We start from the raw sequence: 13,250 nt of genomic DNA, 5'->3' as shown, positions 1-13,250 counted from the left end.
ATTGCTGAAGAAGAATCACGTCCAAACTGAGGCACAGGGAATGCTTCAGCTCACTCTGATATAGCTGGTCATTCCCGTCTTCTGATGCTCGATGATGTGGCAATGCAACACCCAGTCGCCGGGATTGTCGGCGACAAAAGCCAATTGCACTTTCTCGTCCGGCTGGACGAGGTAGGTGTCGGACACCAGCGGCATCGCCTCCCGCGCCGAGGAGGAGATCACCGTAAAACTCATCCCGTGCAGATGGATCGGATGCGCGTGCGGCGTGGTGTTCTCGAGGTTGAAGACATAGCTTCTGCCGAGCTTCAGTTCCGCCAGCGGCGCCGTCGGATCGGGCGTGTCTCCGGGCCACGGCACCTTGTTGATCGCCCAGAAGCTGTAGCCGAGCGTGCCGCAGATGCTTTCCACGGCGGCATTTTCCGCAGTGGCGCTCAACACCAGCGGGATCTGTTCGGCAACGGAAAGATCGGCCTTCGGAACAGGATTATGGCCAAGAGGCCCGAGATCGCCGATGTCGCGCTTCAGCGATGCCCCGACCGCACGCAGGCTGGCGATCGTCTTCGGCGCCGTGCCGCGAATGTCTTCCAGTGTCGCGACGGCGCCTTCATCGTCCGGCATGCGCACCACAAGATCGAGCCGCTGGCCCGGCCCGATCTGCAGGAGGTCGAGGGGGAAGCGTTTCGGCACCGGATTGCCGTCGATTGCGATGACGGTCGCATCTGCGCCCGCCATCTTCAGCAAGAAGATGCGCGTCACGTCGGTGATGGCAATGCGCAGCCGCGCCAACCCGCCGGCCGGGGCGTCATATTGCGGCTCCTGGCGCCAGTTGGCCGTGCGCACCGTGCCGTAGGTGCCGCTCTTGGCAGCGTCGCGCGGCCGGAAGGGCGCGATGAACTGCCCGTCGCCTCCGAGACGCCAGTCGCGCAGATTGAGCAACACCTCGGCATCGAATTCCGGATCAGCCGGATCCTCGACGACGAGCATGCCGGTCATGCCATGTCCCATCTGCGTCAGCGTGTTGCAATGCGGATGGTACCAGAAGGTGCCGGCATCGGGCGGCGTGAAGGCATAGTCGAAGCTGTCGCCGGTATAGATATAGGGCTGCGTCACGAAGGGCACGCCATCCATGCGGTTGTCGATACGAAGCCCGTGCCAATGGATCGTCGTCGGCTCATCGAGTCCGTTCTTCAGCCTTGCCGCGTAGGGCCGCCCCTTGGTCATTCTCAGAACCGGCGGCATGCCGTCATGGCCCCAGCTCATGACATCCTGAGTCGGACCGGCCTCGGTCAGGATGGCCTCGGTTTTCACAGCCGTCAGCAGCTGCGGTTCCGACGCCGCCTCGGCCAGTCCGAATTTGCCCGCAATGGCCATGCCTGCGCCATATGCGCCCGCGACGGCGGATGCCTTCAGAAGGTTGCGGCGGGTCAGCAGAGGCATGCGGCGGCTCCAGGATGGGAATGCCGATCCTTTTAAAGTTGAGCCGCATCTTCATCAATACGGGAAACGCGGCCAAACTGCCGCAGCCTGTGGGTCGCAGCCTCGCCATAAACGCATGTCAAACCCAGGGGCGGGGCGCGCCAAGCCTTGACAAATCGGAGCGTCCATGCGCTTTTCCGCCCGATTTTCTTGTCGGCGCGGGAGGGTCTTCGAACCCCTGCTGCCGTCTTCAGCCACATGCCAGGATTTGAGATTATGCATCGCTACCGCAGCCACACATGTGCCGCCCTCCGCAAGACGGATGTCGGCTCGACCGTCCGCATCGCCGGCTGGGTCCATCGCGTTCGCGACCATGGCGGCGTTCTCTTCATCGACCTTCGCGACCATTACGGCATCACCCAGGTCGTCGCCGACCCGGATAGCCCTGCCTTCAAGACGGCGGAAACCGTGCGTGGCGAATGGGTCATCCGCATCGACGGCCTCGTCAAAGCCCGTACCGAAGAGACCGTCAACAAGAACATGGCGACCGGCGAGATCGAGCTCTACGCGCAGGAGATCGAAGTGCTCTCCGCCGCCAAGGAATTGCCGCTGCCGGTCTTCGGTGAGCCTGATTATCCGGAAGACGTTCGCCTCAAGTATCGCTTCCTCGATCTTCGCCGCGAAACCCTGCACAAAAACATCGTCAAGCGCACCCAGGTGATTTCGGCCATGCGCCGTGAAATGGGCGGCGCGGGCTTTACCGAATATACCACGCCGATCCTCACAGCCTCCTCGCCCGAAGGCGCGCGCGACTTCCTCGTGCCGAGCCGTATTCATCCCGGCACCTTCTACGCTCTGCCGCAGGCGCCGCAGCAGTACAAGCAACTGCTCATGGTCGCAGGTTTCGACCGTTACTTCCAGATCGCGCCGTGCTTCCGTGACGAAGACCCGCGCGCCGACCGCTTGCCTGGCGAATTCTACCAGCTCGACCTCGAAATGAGCTTCGTCACCCAGGAAGACGTCTGGGACACCATGGGTCCGCTGATGACCAAGGTGTTCGAAGAGTTTGCCGAAGGCAAGCCGGTCACCAAGGAATGGCCGCGCATCCCCTATGACGAGGCGATCCGCAAATACGGCTCCGACAAGCCCGATCTGCGCAACCCGATCGTCATGGAAGCGGTGACCGAACATTTCGCCGGCTCGGGCTTTAAAGTCTTCGCCGGCATGATCGCCTCCAACCCGAAGGTCCAGGTCTGGGCGATCCCGGCCAAGACAGGCGGCTCGCGTGCTTTCTGTGACCGCATGAACGCCTGGGCGCAGAGCCAGGGCCAGCCGGGCCTCGGCTACATCTTCTGGCGCAAGGAAGGCGAGAAGCTCGAAGGCGCCGGACCACTTGCCAAGAACATCGGCGAGGAGCGCACCGATGCGATCCGGACCCAACTTGGTCTTGGTGACGGCGACGCGTGCTTCTTCGTCGCCGGAGAGCCGGAAAAATTCTACAAGTTTGCGGGTGAGGCCCGCACCAAGGCCGGCGAAGAACTCAACCTCGTCGACCGCGACCGCTTCGAGCTCTGCTGGATCGTCGACTTCCCATTCTTCGAATGGAACGACGAGGAAAAGAAGGTCGATTTCGCCCACAACCCGTTCTCGATGCCGCAGGGTGGCCTCGATGCGCTCAGGAACCAGGATCCCCTGACGATCAAGGCCTTCCAGTACGACGCCGTCTGCAACGGCTTCGAGATCGCCTCGGGTTCGATCCGCAACCAGTCGCCGGAAACCATGGTCGCCGCCTTCGAGAAGGTCGGTCTCAGCCAGCAGGACGTCGAGGACCGCTTCGGCGGCCTCTACCGCGCCTTCCAGTACGGCGCGCCTCCGCATGGCGGCGCCGCCTTCGGCATCGACCGAATCGTTATGCTGCTCGTCGGCGCCAAGAACCTGCGTGAGATCTCGCTGTTCCCGATGAACCAGCAGGCCCAGGACCTGCTGATGGGCGCGCCGACCCCGGCAACCCCGACGCAGCTGCGCGAGCTTTCGATCCGGCCGATCCCGCCGGTCAAGAAGGACTGAGTTCGGCTCAGCGTCGAACAGAAAAGCCCGGCGGCCGCAAACGCCGGGCTTTTTGTCTGCGCGGATCGTTTGATTTGAAACAAGAAAGGACCCGGCAGCGGAACTGTCGGGCCCTTTCTTGCAATTTGAGCGATCAGTCGTTGGCCGAAACCTTGACGCCGAGCACCTGCGGCAGCGTGTTCGGAGCGCCCATCGCGGCGCCGACGATCGTCGGGAACGGCACCGGCTTTTCAGGAGCGGCCTTCACCGTCAAGCTCTTGGGGTCGTCGAGGAAGGTGTTGACGGCGGCCGAAACGGCGTTCTGCAGTTCCGGGATATTGAGCTGCGCCAGCATGATCGGCGTCATCGCCTTCAGCGAATCCGCCATCTGCTTGCCTGACATGTTCTGCTGCGAACCGGCGTAATCGAGCGCCCGCTTGGTGATCGAGGCATCTTCGAAGCGCACGTGAGCGCCCTCGAAGGACAGCTGCTGCATCAGGCCGAGCATGGCAAGGCCGAGCGCCTGCTGCGACTGTTCCGTGTTCGGATTGGATTCCGATTCCTTCACCGCATCCTGCAGTGATTTCATGAAGGCCATCGTATAGCCGGAGATCTTGAAGCCGAGGTTGAGCTTGCCGATGTTCGTGAAGTCGAAGGCGATTTCCGAAACGTCGAACGTGCCGGGCCCGAGCTCCCAGGCGCCTTTCATGGTGATGTCGCCCTGGACGTGCTGCAGGGCGAGCTTCTCGATCGCATCCTTGCCCTGCGGATCTTCGGCCTTGGTGAGATCGGCCTTCATGCTTTTGAAGGCGCCGTCGAAATCGAAGCCGGATTCGTCCTCGCGCAGCGTCAGGTTCATGTCGCTTTGCAGTAGCGAGAACACTTCCGCGCCGTCCTTGACCACCTTCAGCGGGCCGGTATGGGCGGTTTCGTAGAGCATCATTGTGTCGAGGCTGTCGCCGCCGGCTGTCGCCGGAATGGAAATGCCGCCGAGCGTCAGCTCTTGTGCGGTCATGGTGACGCCGTCTTTCGTCGTGTTGATATCGGGGAAGGCGGCCTCTTCGATGTAATAGCCACCTTCCTCATCTTCCTCCACGCCGGACAGGGTGACTTCGCCGATGGCGAAGCTCTCGTTGCCGGCCGGTTTGATGCTGACTTTCTTCAAGGTCACGGTGGTGCCATTGATATCGACGCCGTCAGCCGAAATCGTTCCGCCCTGTGCGGCATAGGCGGCATTGAGCTTCTTCAGCAGATCATTGCCGTCGAGGGCCAAGGCCGAGCCGGCGAGCGAGAAAAAGGCTGCGCCCGACAGCATCAGCCGCGTTGTCCGATAAATGTTCATAAGGGTGATTCCTCTGGTGGCGTGTGGCGGTTTGGAAATCTGCAGTTACGCTACTACGGATTGGGGCCGCTTTATATTTGCGGACTTCTAAATTTCTGTTGAAGGGAACGGCAAACGAAGTCCAAATTGCGGCGGAACGTTTGTCTCATCCTTTGATGTCGCCCCCAAGACTTCATCCACAGCTGCAATAGGCCGGATTCCTTGCCCGCCGGCCACTTCTGGGCTAGTCAAGGCCCATGGGACAAGAGATTTTGCCGCCTTCCGGCGGAGACGACGACAACATCCAGCCGGTCGACCTCAAGGCGGCGCTCGAGCAGCGTTACCTTGCCTATGCGCTGTCGACCATCATGCACCGCGCGCTGCCTGACGTGCGCGACGGGCTGAAGCCTGTCCATCGCCGCATCGTCTACGCGATGAACGAGATGGGGCTGAGGCCCACTTCGGCCTTCAGAAAATGCGCCAAGATCGTCGGCGAAGTGATGGGTAACTACCATCCGCATGGCGACCAGTCGATCTACGACGCGCTTGCCCGTCTCGCCCAGGATTTCTCGCAGCGTTATACGCTGGTCAACGGCCAGGGCAATTTCGGCAATATAGACGGCGACAGCCCCGCCGCCATGCGTTACACCGAATCGAAGATGACGGCGGTCTCCGAACTGCTGCTCGAAGGCATCGATCAGGATGCGGTCGATTTCCGCGACACCTACGACGAATCGAATTCCGAGCCGGTCGTGCTTCCCGGCGCCTTCCCGAACCTGCTCGCCAACGGCTCCTCCGGCATCGCCGTCGGCATGGCGACCTCGATCCCGTCTCACAATGCGCATGAGCTTTGCGACGCCGCCCTGCATCTGATCAAGCATCCCGATGCGACCATCGAAAAGCTCGTCGAATTCATTCCCGGCCCGGATTTCCCCACAGGCGGCATTATCATCGACAGCCGCGACAGCATCATCGAGAGCTACCGCACCGGCCGCGGCGGTTTTCGCGTGCGGGCGAAATGGCAGACGGAGGATCTCGGTCGCGGCGGCTATCAGATCGTCATCACCGAAATTCCCTTTCAGGTGCAGAAATCGCGGCTGATCGAGAAGATCGCCGAGCTGCTGATCGCCCGCAAGCTGCCGCTGCTGGAAGACATCCGCGATGAATCGGCCGAGGACATTCGCATCGTCCTGGCGCCGAAGTCCCGCAGCGTCGATCCGACCATCCTGATGGAATCGATGTTCAAGCTGACGGAGCTCGAAAGCCGCTTTCCGCTCAACATGAACGTTCTGTCCATGGGGCGCATCCCCAAAGTCATGGCGCTGAACGAGGTGCTGAAGGAGTGGCTGGACCACCGTCGCGAAGTCCTGCAGCGCCGGTCGCGCTTCCGCCTGGCCGCAATCGACAAGCGTCTCGAGATCCTCGGCGGTCTGTTGATCGCCTACCTCAACATCGATGAGGTGATCCGGATCATTCGCGAGGAAGACGAGCCGAAGCCGGTCATGATGGCGCGATGGGATCTGACCGACAATCAGGTCGAAGCGATCCTCAACATGCGGCTGCGCGCCCTGCGCAAACTGGAAGAATTCGAGATCCGCAAGGAGTTTGACGAACTCACCAAGGAAAAGAGCGAGATCGAGGCGCTGCTTGCCTCAGACGACAAGCAGTGGCAGACGGTTGCCTGGGAAATCGGCGAGGTGAAGAAGAAATTCGCCAAGGCGACCGAGGTCGGCCGCCGCCGCACCCAGTTCGCCGACGCGCCTGAGGCCGATGAAGAGGCGATCCAGCAGGCGATGATCGAGAAGGAGCCGATCACGGTCGTCATATCCGAAAAGGGCTGGATCCGCGCCTTGAAGGGCCACATCGCCGACACCGCGACGCTGACCTTCAAGGAAGGGGACGGCCTGAAGGTGGCCTTCCCGGCGCAGACGACGGACAAGATCCTGATCGTCACGACAGGCGGCAAGGCCTTCACGCTCGGTGGTGACAAGCTGCCGGGCGGACGCGGCCACGGCGAGCCGTTGCGTATCATGGTCGACATGGATAACGACCAGGCGGTGCTGACCGCCTTCGTCCACGATTCCGCGCGCAAGCAACTGATCGTGTCGACGGCGGGCAACGGTTTCGTCGTTCCAGAGGCGGAGCTGGTCGCCAATACGCGCAAAGGCAAGCAGATCATGAATGTCGCGCTGCCGGAGGAAACGCAGCTGCTGGTGCCGGTTAGCGGCGATCATGTTGCCGTCGTCGGCGAGAACCGCAAGCTGCTGGTCTTCCCGCTCGCGCAGGTGCCGGAAATGTCGCGCGGCAAGGGCGTGCGCCTGCAGCGCTACAAGGATGGCGGCATTTCCGATGTCCGCTGCTTCGCAATATCAGACGGCCTCGTCTGGGAAGACAGCGCCGGCCGCACCTTCACGAAGAACAAGGACGAGCTGGCCGAATGGCTGGGCGATCGCGCTAGCGCCGGCCGCACCGTGCCGAAGGGCTTCCCGCGCAGCGGCAAATTCGCCGGCTGAGGCTTTACGGCGCCGCGCACCTGTCCAGGCGCGCAAAGGACCGTCGTAACGCCTTGATTTTCTGTCGAATTAAATTCCGCGCTCGGCTCTTGGCGGGCGTGGGAACTTCTCTATCTCATTGCTGTTATCAAAATAAGAGAAGGCCGGTTGCGTGGGCGGACGGAACGGCTGTGGTCCGTTGCGCCTCGAGAAGGCGCCCGTGCCCCTACCGGAGGAAAATCGATGCCCGCCAGCACCATCAAATTGCATGTCAGCCAGACCTACAAGGCCCCGCCCGCTGTGGTCTACGACGCCTGGCTCAACCCCGAAATTGCCCGCCGCTTCCTGTTTGCGACCGATGATGGTCATGTCATCCGTGCCGACATCGACCCGCGTGTCGGCGGCCGTTTCTTCGTCGTTGACCGCCGCCCGACCGGCGACGCCTTTCATCAGGGCGTCTTTCTGGAATTGAAGCGCCCGCAACGCATGGTCTTCAGCTTTTCCGTCGAGGAGCACGACCACAATTGCGATCGCGTCGAAATCGACATCGAGCCTCTCGGCGGCGGCAGCCGGCTTACATTGACCCACGAAATGTGCGCCGAATGGGCCGCACACGAGGAGAAAACGCGGCAAGGCTGGGCGCATGTCGTCGAAGCCCTCGGCCGGGAACTGGAACAGCAGCAGTTGAAGGCTACCGGTTGAGCGGCACGCTGAAGTCCCAAGGGAAGCGCGTCGCTCCTTCATCGTTGTATGACATGGGGCCAGGCAAGCGACAACGTCACATCATGAGACTTGCCTGACGCTCTTGCGTCGCGCCATCCAGAGGGAATGCACGGCGATTGTCGCCGTCAGGATGCCGCCGCCGACGAGTGTCATGGTCGCGGGCGTTTCGGCAAAGATCAGCCAGACCCAGATCGGCGCCAGCACCGTTTCCAAGAGATAGAACATGCCGACTTCAGGCGCGGACAGATAACGTGGTCCTGTCGCCAGGCACCAGAAGGCGACCGGCATCACGATGGCGCCGTTGAAGAGGATCCAGCCGGGATGGACGATGGCAAGCCCTGAGGGCAGAGCCTGCGTGAGGCCGAGTACAGCCGGCAGGATGGCGGCAAGCAGCGGCACGAAGCCCATTTGCCGGCGAGAGGCACGCCCGACCGTAATGGCTGCGGCAAGAATGAGCGCGCTGAGAAGCGCCATGGCGTCGCCAAAAACATGGCCGCTGGAAAGTCCTTCGCTCACGATCAATCCGACGCCTGATATCATGAACAGCATCGCGACCAGCGTTGCGGCCGGAGGCTTCTCCTTGAGGAAAATCCAGGAAAGAAGAGCTCCGAACATCGGGTTGAAGGCGACGATGAAGACGACATTGGCTGTGGCCGTATTGAAGACGGCCAGCACGAAGGTGAGGGAAGAGAGACCGTAGAGCAGACCGGCGAGCAAACCGGGTCGCCCCGGAACGAGAACCGGCCACTTGCCCGAAACCAGGCGCATTGCTCCTAATATGACGAGCGTGGCGACGACCGTTGCTGCGCTCCGCATTCCGAGAATCGACCAGATGTCACCGTCGCCAAGGCGGACGAGCGGGATATCCATGGAAAGCGCCAGCCCGCCGATCGCCGTCAGCAGCAGGCCTTTCCGATGATCGGAAAGAGCGGTGGGGAGCATTTAGAGCCTTTGCTGGTCAGCTTGAAGCATTCTGCCGGAGCAGGTTTTCGTCAGGGCAGAAGCGATTGGCGACGGGCATACCCCCAAGTACGTCCGAGCCGATCGCCTCTGCCCTGGCTAGAGATGCCCGGCCCACCGGCCGCACCGCTTCGCCATGGCGAAGCGACAAGTGCGTCCGGCGATTTTTTAGTCTTGCAGATTTGCCTGGCAAATCTGGGGGAGGGTCGGCTGAAACGGGCCGCCTGCTCGACCGGCCGGCTTGGCCGTAGATCTGGGCTACGACGCGCGCCGGCCGGTCGACCATCCGACTCCGTTTGAGCCAACAGAATGCTCCAAGCTGACCGGGAAAGGCTCTAATCGTGGGTGCTTTCGGGCATGGAGGAGGGGTCGAAACGCTCCCAGCCGCGCGGAGTGAGATGCTCCTGCGGCTGGAAACGGGTCTTATAGTCCATTTTTCGTGAACCCTGAACCCAGTAGCCGAGGTAGACATGCGGCAGGCCGAGCGCTTTCGTGCGCCTGACATGGTCGAGAATCATGAATGTGCCGAGCGAACGCCGCTCGAGCGCCGGATTGAAATAGGAATAGACCATCGACAGCCCGTCGCTCATCGTGTCGGTGAGTGCGGCGGCAAGCAGTTCGCCCTTCGGCCGCTCCTCCAGCCCGGAGCCTTCCTCGCGCCGGCGGTATTCGATGATTCGCGTGTTCACATGCGTGTCTTCCACCATGATCGCATAATCGAGCACGGTCATGTCGGACATGCCGCCCTGCTGGTGGCGGAAATCGAGATAGCGCCGGAAGAGTGAATATTGCTCGCTGGAAGGCTGGGCTGCGAATTCGGTGGCGATGACGTCGGAATTGGCGGCAAGCACCCGTTTCATCGATTTCGTCGGTTCGAATTCCTGGGCGAGAATCCGCACGGAAACGCAGGCGCGACAGGATTCGCAGGCCGGGCGGTAAGCGATGTTCTGCGAGCGGCGGAACCCGCCCTGGGTGAGGATGTCGTTCATCTCGGCGGCCCGCGGGCCGACCAGATGGGTGAAGACCTTGCGCTCCATCTCATGCGGCAGATACGGACACGCAGCCGGAGCCGTCAGATAAAACTGCGGGGATGGCGTCGTCTGCGTATTCATTTGTCGCGGAAGTTTCCTTGTCGAGACAGTGCCGTTTTCTGACAGCATGACCTAAGAATAGAAAACGTCAACAGCGCGGCGGTCTCCGCCCTTCATTTCAGTCTTCTAATTTTGGATATGGAGCATCGTGATCCCCGGTACAGGGAAGGCGGAGAGTTTTTTCGTCTCCGCCACCAGGTCCCAGGCAGCAGGATCTCAGGCAGTGCGCACTGTCACCGTGCCGACCAGTAGGTCGTGGATGAGACGGCTGCGCTCGATAAACAGGCCGGCAAGCAGGATGAGCGGCGTCAGCACCGAGTTGAGGATCCAGAACAGCACCAGATGCACGATCGCCGTCAGGAAATCCATCGGCCGTCCATCGACGCGCACGATCGCAATCCCCATTGCCCGCATGCCGAGCGAAGCCTGGCTCGGTCCGCCGACGGTCAGGCCGAAGTAAAGGCCGGCGACGATGACGAAGAGGGCAGGATAGAGGAAGAAGCCGAGGCCGAGCGTGACGATCGAAAGGAAGAACAGAACGATCGCCGCGGGAATGCACAGCAGCGCCACGATGAGGTAATCGAGCATGAAGGCAAACACACGGCGGCTCAACACGCCGCTATAGGCGCGCCAGTCCTCCGGTGCGGCATAAAGCGGATTGGGGTTGTAGCTCATCTCGATCTCCTCTCGCAAAAGCGACGCCGCTGATATGGTGTCGGCGGGGCGAAATACAATCATTCGCCCCGAAATCACCTCTTTGCGAGAATTTTCGCCACCTCGACCGCGAAATAGGTGAGGATGCCGTCGCATCCCGCCCGCTTGAACGACAGCAGCGTTTCGAGCATCGCCCGCTCGCCGTCGATCCAGCCGTTCATCGCTGCCGCCTTGATCTGCGTATACTCACCGGAAACCTGGTAGGCGAAGGTCGGCAGGCCGAAGGCCTCCTTCATCCGCCAGCAGATGTCGAGATAAGGCAGGCCGGGCTTGACCATCAGCATGTCGGCGCCTTCCTCGACGTCGAGGGCGGCGTCGCGGATCGCCTCGGTGCCGTTGGCCGGGTCGATATAATAGGTCTTCTTGTCGCCTATCAGCAGGCCGCCTGTCGAGATCGCCTCGCGATAGGGGCCGTAGAAGGCAGAGGCGAATTTCGTTGCATAGCTCATGATGCCGACGCTCTGGTGGCCGGCGGCATCGAGCGCCATGCGGATGGCGCCGATGCGCCCGTCCATCATCTCCGACGGCGCGATGATGTCGGCGCCAGCATCGGCCTGCATCACGGCAGCGCGCGCCACCTGATCGACCGTCTCGTCGTTGACGATCTCGCCGTCTCTCAGAATGCCGTCATGGCCATGGCTGGTGAAGGGGTCGAGCGCGACGTCGGTGATGACACCGATCTCCGGCACCGCCTTCTTGATCGCCGCCGTGGCCTTATTGATCAGATTGTTGGCCTCGAGGCTGTTCGAACCGGCCTCGTCACGTAGCTCCATCTCGATATTGGGAAAGGTCGCCAGCGCCGGAATGCCGAGATCGGCCGCTTCGCGGGCGGCCTCGACGGCCTTGTCGATGCTCATGCGGTTGACGCCGGGCATGGCCGGGATCGGATCGATGATGCCGGAACCCGGCACGATGAAGATCGGCCAGATCAGGTCGTCGACCGTCAGCCGGTTCTCCTGCACCAGCCGGCGCGTCCAGTCCGCCTTGCGGTTGCGCCGCATGCGGCGATGGCCGGTGATGTCGTCGACGAGATGCGTCTTATCTTGCATGATATCTGTCCCTGGCCCATTCCATTTATCGGAGCGCTCATTATCATGGCGCCCGGAAAATCCAAACCGGACGATTGGCCGCGGCGGAAAAACTGCTTGTAACGATCCGATCCCGAACCGATGTTTGCGCCATGGAAACCGAATCCCCGACACTACCGAAACGCACGCTGGCGGATCTTCTCTTCATCCTCCTCCTGAGGCTGGTGGCCGTATCCTGCTTCTGGTTCGGTCTCCAATATTGGGCGATGCTCGTCGGCTATTCCTTGGTCGGCGCCGGCCGCTTCGATCTTTTGAACCTGCCGTGGAAGGTGGCGAGCACCAGCCTTGCCGTGCTTTTCCCCGTCGCCTCCCTCGGCCTCTGGCTTACCGTCTCCTGGGGGCCGGTTATCTGGGTGCTGGCAGCAGGCGGGCAGATCCTGATGTATGGCCTGCTGCCTGATATCTTCGGACCCAACAAGCTGATCATTCTGCTGCATCTCATGGTCGCCGCGGTCTACTGCATATTCCGCCTGTTGCTCTGGCTGGAAAAGCGCCGGCACCGCCGCCAGGTAAGTGTTGATTTACCCTGAGACAACGTGGAGTTTCCGGTAAGGCTCCATTAAGCCTGCGGTTTAAGTCGAATTTTATATGTATTCGATAGGGTCTCACTCAAGGCGGGAAGAAAACGACACCGCCAAACAAACAGTGAGGCAGTCAATATGAACACGAAAATCAAGCCGCAGGCGGTATCCAACTTCCGTGACCAGCAGGATCAGGGCATCCGTGATCTTTACATGGAATCCCTTCATCTGGTCGAACGTCTTCATCGCCGTCTTCTCGACGTCATCAAGGACGAGTTCGACCGCCAGGGTCGCAGCGACGTCAACGCCATCCAGGCGCTGCTCCTTTTCAACATCGGCAATTCCGAGCTGACCGCCGGCGAGCTGCGCTCCCGTGGCTACTATCTCGGCTCCAATGTTTCCTACAACGTGAAGAAGCTGGTCGACCTCGGCTTCATCAACCACCAGCGCTCCCGCATCGACCGCCGCTCGGTCCGCATCAGCCTGACCGACACCGGCCAGGACATCGCCGAAACGGTCGCCAAGCTCTACGAACGCCACATCGCCTCGATCGACAAGGTCGGCGGCATCGGCACCGACGAGTTCACCCAGATGAACAAGCTGCTCCAGCGGCTCGACCGCTTCTGGAACGACTCGATCATGTATCGCCTCTAAGACCCTCGACCTCCTTTCAGGGTTGAAGAAAACCGGATGCGTTCCCTGCGCGTCCGGTTTTGCCGTTTGCGCCCGCGTGGCATCTTTGCAACGCATGGCAGGCAAGCGTAAGGGCCGGTATTCAAGCCGTTTTTTAGCCGTTATTAACCGGCACGATTTACCTCGTCACATGGTTCGTTGCGTGATGACTCGGCCATCGGCAGCGATCTGCGGTCCCGGCAACA

General features: G+C 61.3%; 11 protein-coding genes. 5 read left to right on the top strand and 6 right to left on the bottom strand.

Going from position 1 to position 13,250, the window contains the following annotated elements:
* Positions 1-45: 45 nt before the first annotated feature.
* Positions 46-1,437, bottom strand: coding sequence for a multicopper oxidase family protein (locus J7U39_RS11920; RefSeq protein ID WP_210628378.1), 1,392 nt, complete (start codon positions 1,435-1,437; stop codon positions 46-48).
* A gap of 255 nt (positions 1,438-1,692) precedes the next feature.
* Between J7U39_RS11920 and aspS the strand changes: the two genes are divergently transcribed.
* Positions 1,693-3,483, top strand: a complete 1,791-nt coding sequence (aspS, locus tag J7U39_RS11915; protein WP_210628377.1) for an aspartate--tRNA ligase — start codon at positions 1,693-1,695, stop codon at positions 3,481-3,483.
* A 133-nt stretch (positions 3,484-3,616) separates the two neighbouring features.
* Here aspS and J7U39_RS11910 read toward each other — a convergent pair whose 3' ends face one another.
* Positions 3,617-4,804 carry a hypothetical protein gene (locus tag J7U39_RS11910; protein ID WP_210628376.1) on the bottom strand — a complete coding sequence of 396 codons (1,188 nt, stop codon included), beginning with the start codon at positions 4,802-4,804 and terminating at the stop codon, positions 3,617-3,619.
* A 236-nt stretch (positions 4,805-5,040) separates the two neighbouring features.
* Here J7U39_RS11910 and parC point away from each other — a divergent pair, with 236 nt between their 5' ends.
* Together parC and J7U39_RS11900 are read left to right on the top strand one after the other, a co-directional pair.
* Positions 5,041-7,296 (top strand): DNA topoisomerase IV subunit A, encoded by a 2,256-nt coding sequence (gene parC, locus J7U39_RS11905; protein WP_210628375.1) that lies wholly within the window; start codon positions 5,041-5,043, stop codon positions 7,294-7,296.
* 222 nt (positions 7,297-7,518) lie between these two features.
* Positions 7,519-7,977: an SRPBCC domain-containing protein gene (locus J7U39_RS11900; protein WP_184453111.1), complete on the top strand. Its 459-nt coding sequence runs from the start codon at positions 7,519-7,521 to the stop codon at positions 7,975-7,977.
* Between the two features lie 81 nt (positions 7,978-8,058).
* On the opposite strand, the gene J7U39_RS11895 is transcribed toward J7U39_RS11900, so the two are convergent.
* The 4 genes from J7U39_RS11895 to hemB all read right to left on the bottom strand — a co-directional run bounded on the left by J7U39_RS11895 (position 8,059) and on the right by hemB (position 11,812).
* Complete coding sequence (locus J7U39_RS11895) at positions 8,059-8,940, bottom strand: DMT family transporter (protein WP_210628374.1); 882 nt, start codon at positions 8,938-8,940, stop codon at positions 8,059-8,061.
* Between the two features lie 353 nt (positions 8,941-9,293).
* Positions 9,294-10,070, bottom strand: a complete 777-nt coding sequence (locus J7U39_RS11890; RefSeq protein ID WP_011424835.1) for an arginyltransferase — start codon at positions 10,068-10,070, stop codon at positions 9,294-9,296.
* Positions 10,071-10,265: 195 nt separating this feature from the next.
* A complete protein-coding gene (locus J7U39_RS11885; protein WP_210628373.1) occupies positions 10,266-10,724 on the bottom strand; it encodes an RDD family protein in 459 nt (152 codons plus the stop codon).
* 74 nt (positions 10,725-10,798) lie between these two features.
* The gene (gene hemB / locus J7U39_RS11880; protein WP_210628372.1) at positions 10,799-11,812 is read right to left on the bottom strand and encodes a porphobilinogen synthase; all 1,014 of its coding nucleotides are present in this window, start codon (positions 11,810-11,812) and stop codon (positions 10,799-10,801) included.
* A 131-nt stretch (positions 11,813-11,943) separates the two neighbouring features.
* Here hemB and J7U39_RS11875 point away from each other — a divergent pair, with 131 nt between their 5' ends.
* Together J7U39_RS11875 and J7U39_RS11870 are read left to right on the top strand one after the other, a co-directional pair.
* Entirely contained in the window at positions 11,944-12,381 is a 438-nt protein-coding gene (locus J7U39_RS11875; RefSeq protein ID WP_210628371.1) for a DUF6163 family protein, read from the top strand.
* 129 nt (positions 12,382-12,510) lie between these two features.
* A complete protein-coding gene (locus J7U39_RS11870) occupies positions 12,511-13,026 on the top strand; it encodes a MarR family winged helix-turn-helix transcriptional regulator (RefSeq protein ID WP_210628370.1) in 516 nt (171 codons plus the stop codon).
* Positions 13,027-13,250: the final 224 nt, after the last annotated feature.

It is taken from the genome of Rhizobium sp. NLR16a, assembly GCF_017948245.1.
Classification (GTDB): Bacteria; Pseudomonadota; Alphaproteobacteria; order Rhizobiales; family Rhizobiaceae; genus Rhizobium.
Note: the sequence above shows the minus strand (reverse complement) of the source record. Positions and strands in the feature narration are given on the sequence as shown.

Bases quoted from the DNA above. Each gene is read 5' to 3' on its own strand.
- hemB (WP_210628372.1), bottom strand. From the start codon at position 11,812: ATGCAAGATAAGACGCATCTCGTCGACGACATCACCGGCCATCGCCGC.
- parC (WP_210628375.1), top strand. From the start codon at position 5,041: ATGGGACAAGAGATTTTGCCGCCTTCCGGCGGAGACGACGACAACATC.
- J7U39_RS11890 (WP_011424835.1), bottom strand. From the start codon at position 10,070: ATGAATACGCAGACGACGCCATCCCCGCAGTTTTATCTGACGGCTCCG.
- J7U39_RS11895 (WP_210628374.1), bottom strand. From the start codon at position 8,940: ATGCTCCCCACCGCTCTTTCCGATCATCGGAAAGGCCTGCTGCTGACG.
- J7U39_RS11900 (WP_184453111.1), top strand. From the start codon at position 7,519: ATGCCCGCCAGCACCATCAAATTGCATGTCAGCCAGACCTACAAGGCC.
- J7U39_RS11910 (WP_210628376.1), bottom strand. From the start codon at position 4,804: ATGAACATTTATCGGACAACGCGGCTGATGCTGTCGGGCGCAGCCTTT.
- J7U39_RS11875 (WP_210628371.1), top strand. From the start codon at position 11,944: ATGGAAACCGAATCCCCGACACTACCGAAACGCACGCTGGCGGATCTT.
- J7U39_RS11920 (WP_210628378.1), bottom strand. From the start codon at position 1,437: ATGCCTCTGCTGACCCGCCGCAACCTTCTGAAGGCATCCGCCGTCGCG.
- aspS (WP_210628377.1), top strand. From the start codon at position 1,693: ATGCATCGCTACCGCAGCCACACATGTGCCGCCCTCCGCAAGACGGAT.
- J7U39_RS11885 (WP_210628373.1), bottom strand. From the start codon at position 10,724: ATGAGCTACAACCCCAATCCGCTTTATGCCGCACCGGAGGACTGGCGC.
- J7U39_RS11870 (WP_210628370.1), top strand. From the start codon at position 12,511: ATGAACACGAAAATCAAGCCGCAGGCGGTATCCAACTTCCGTGACCAG.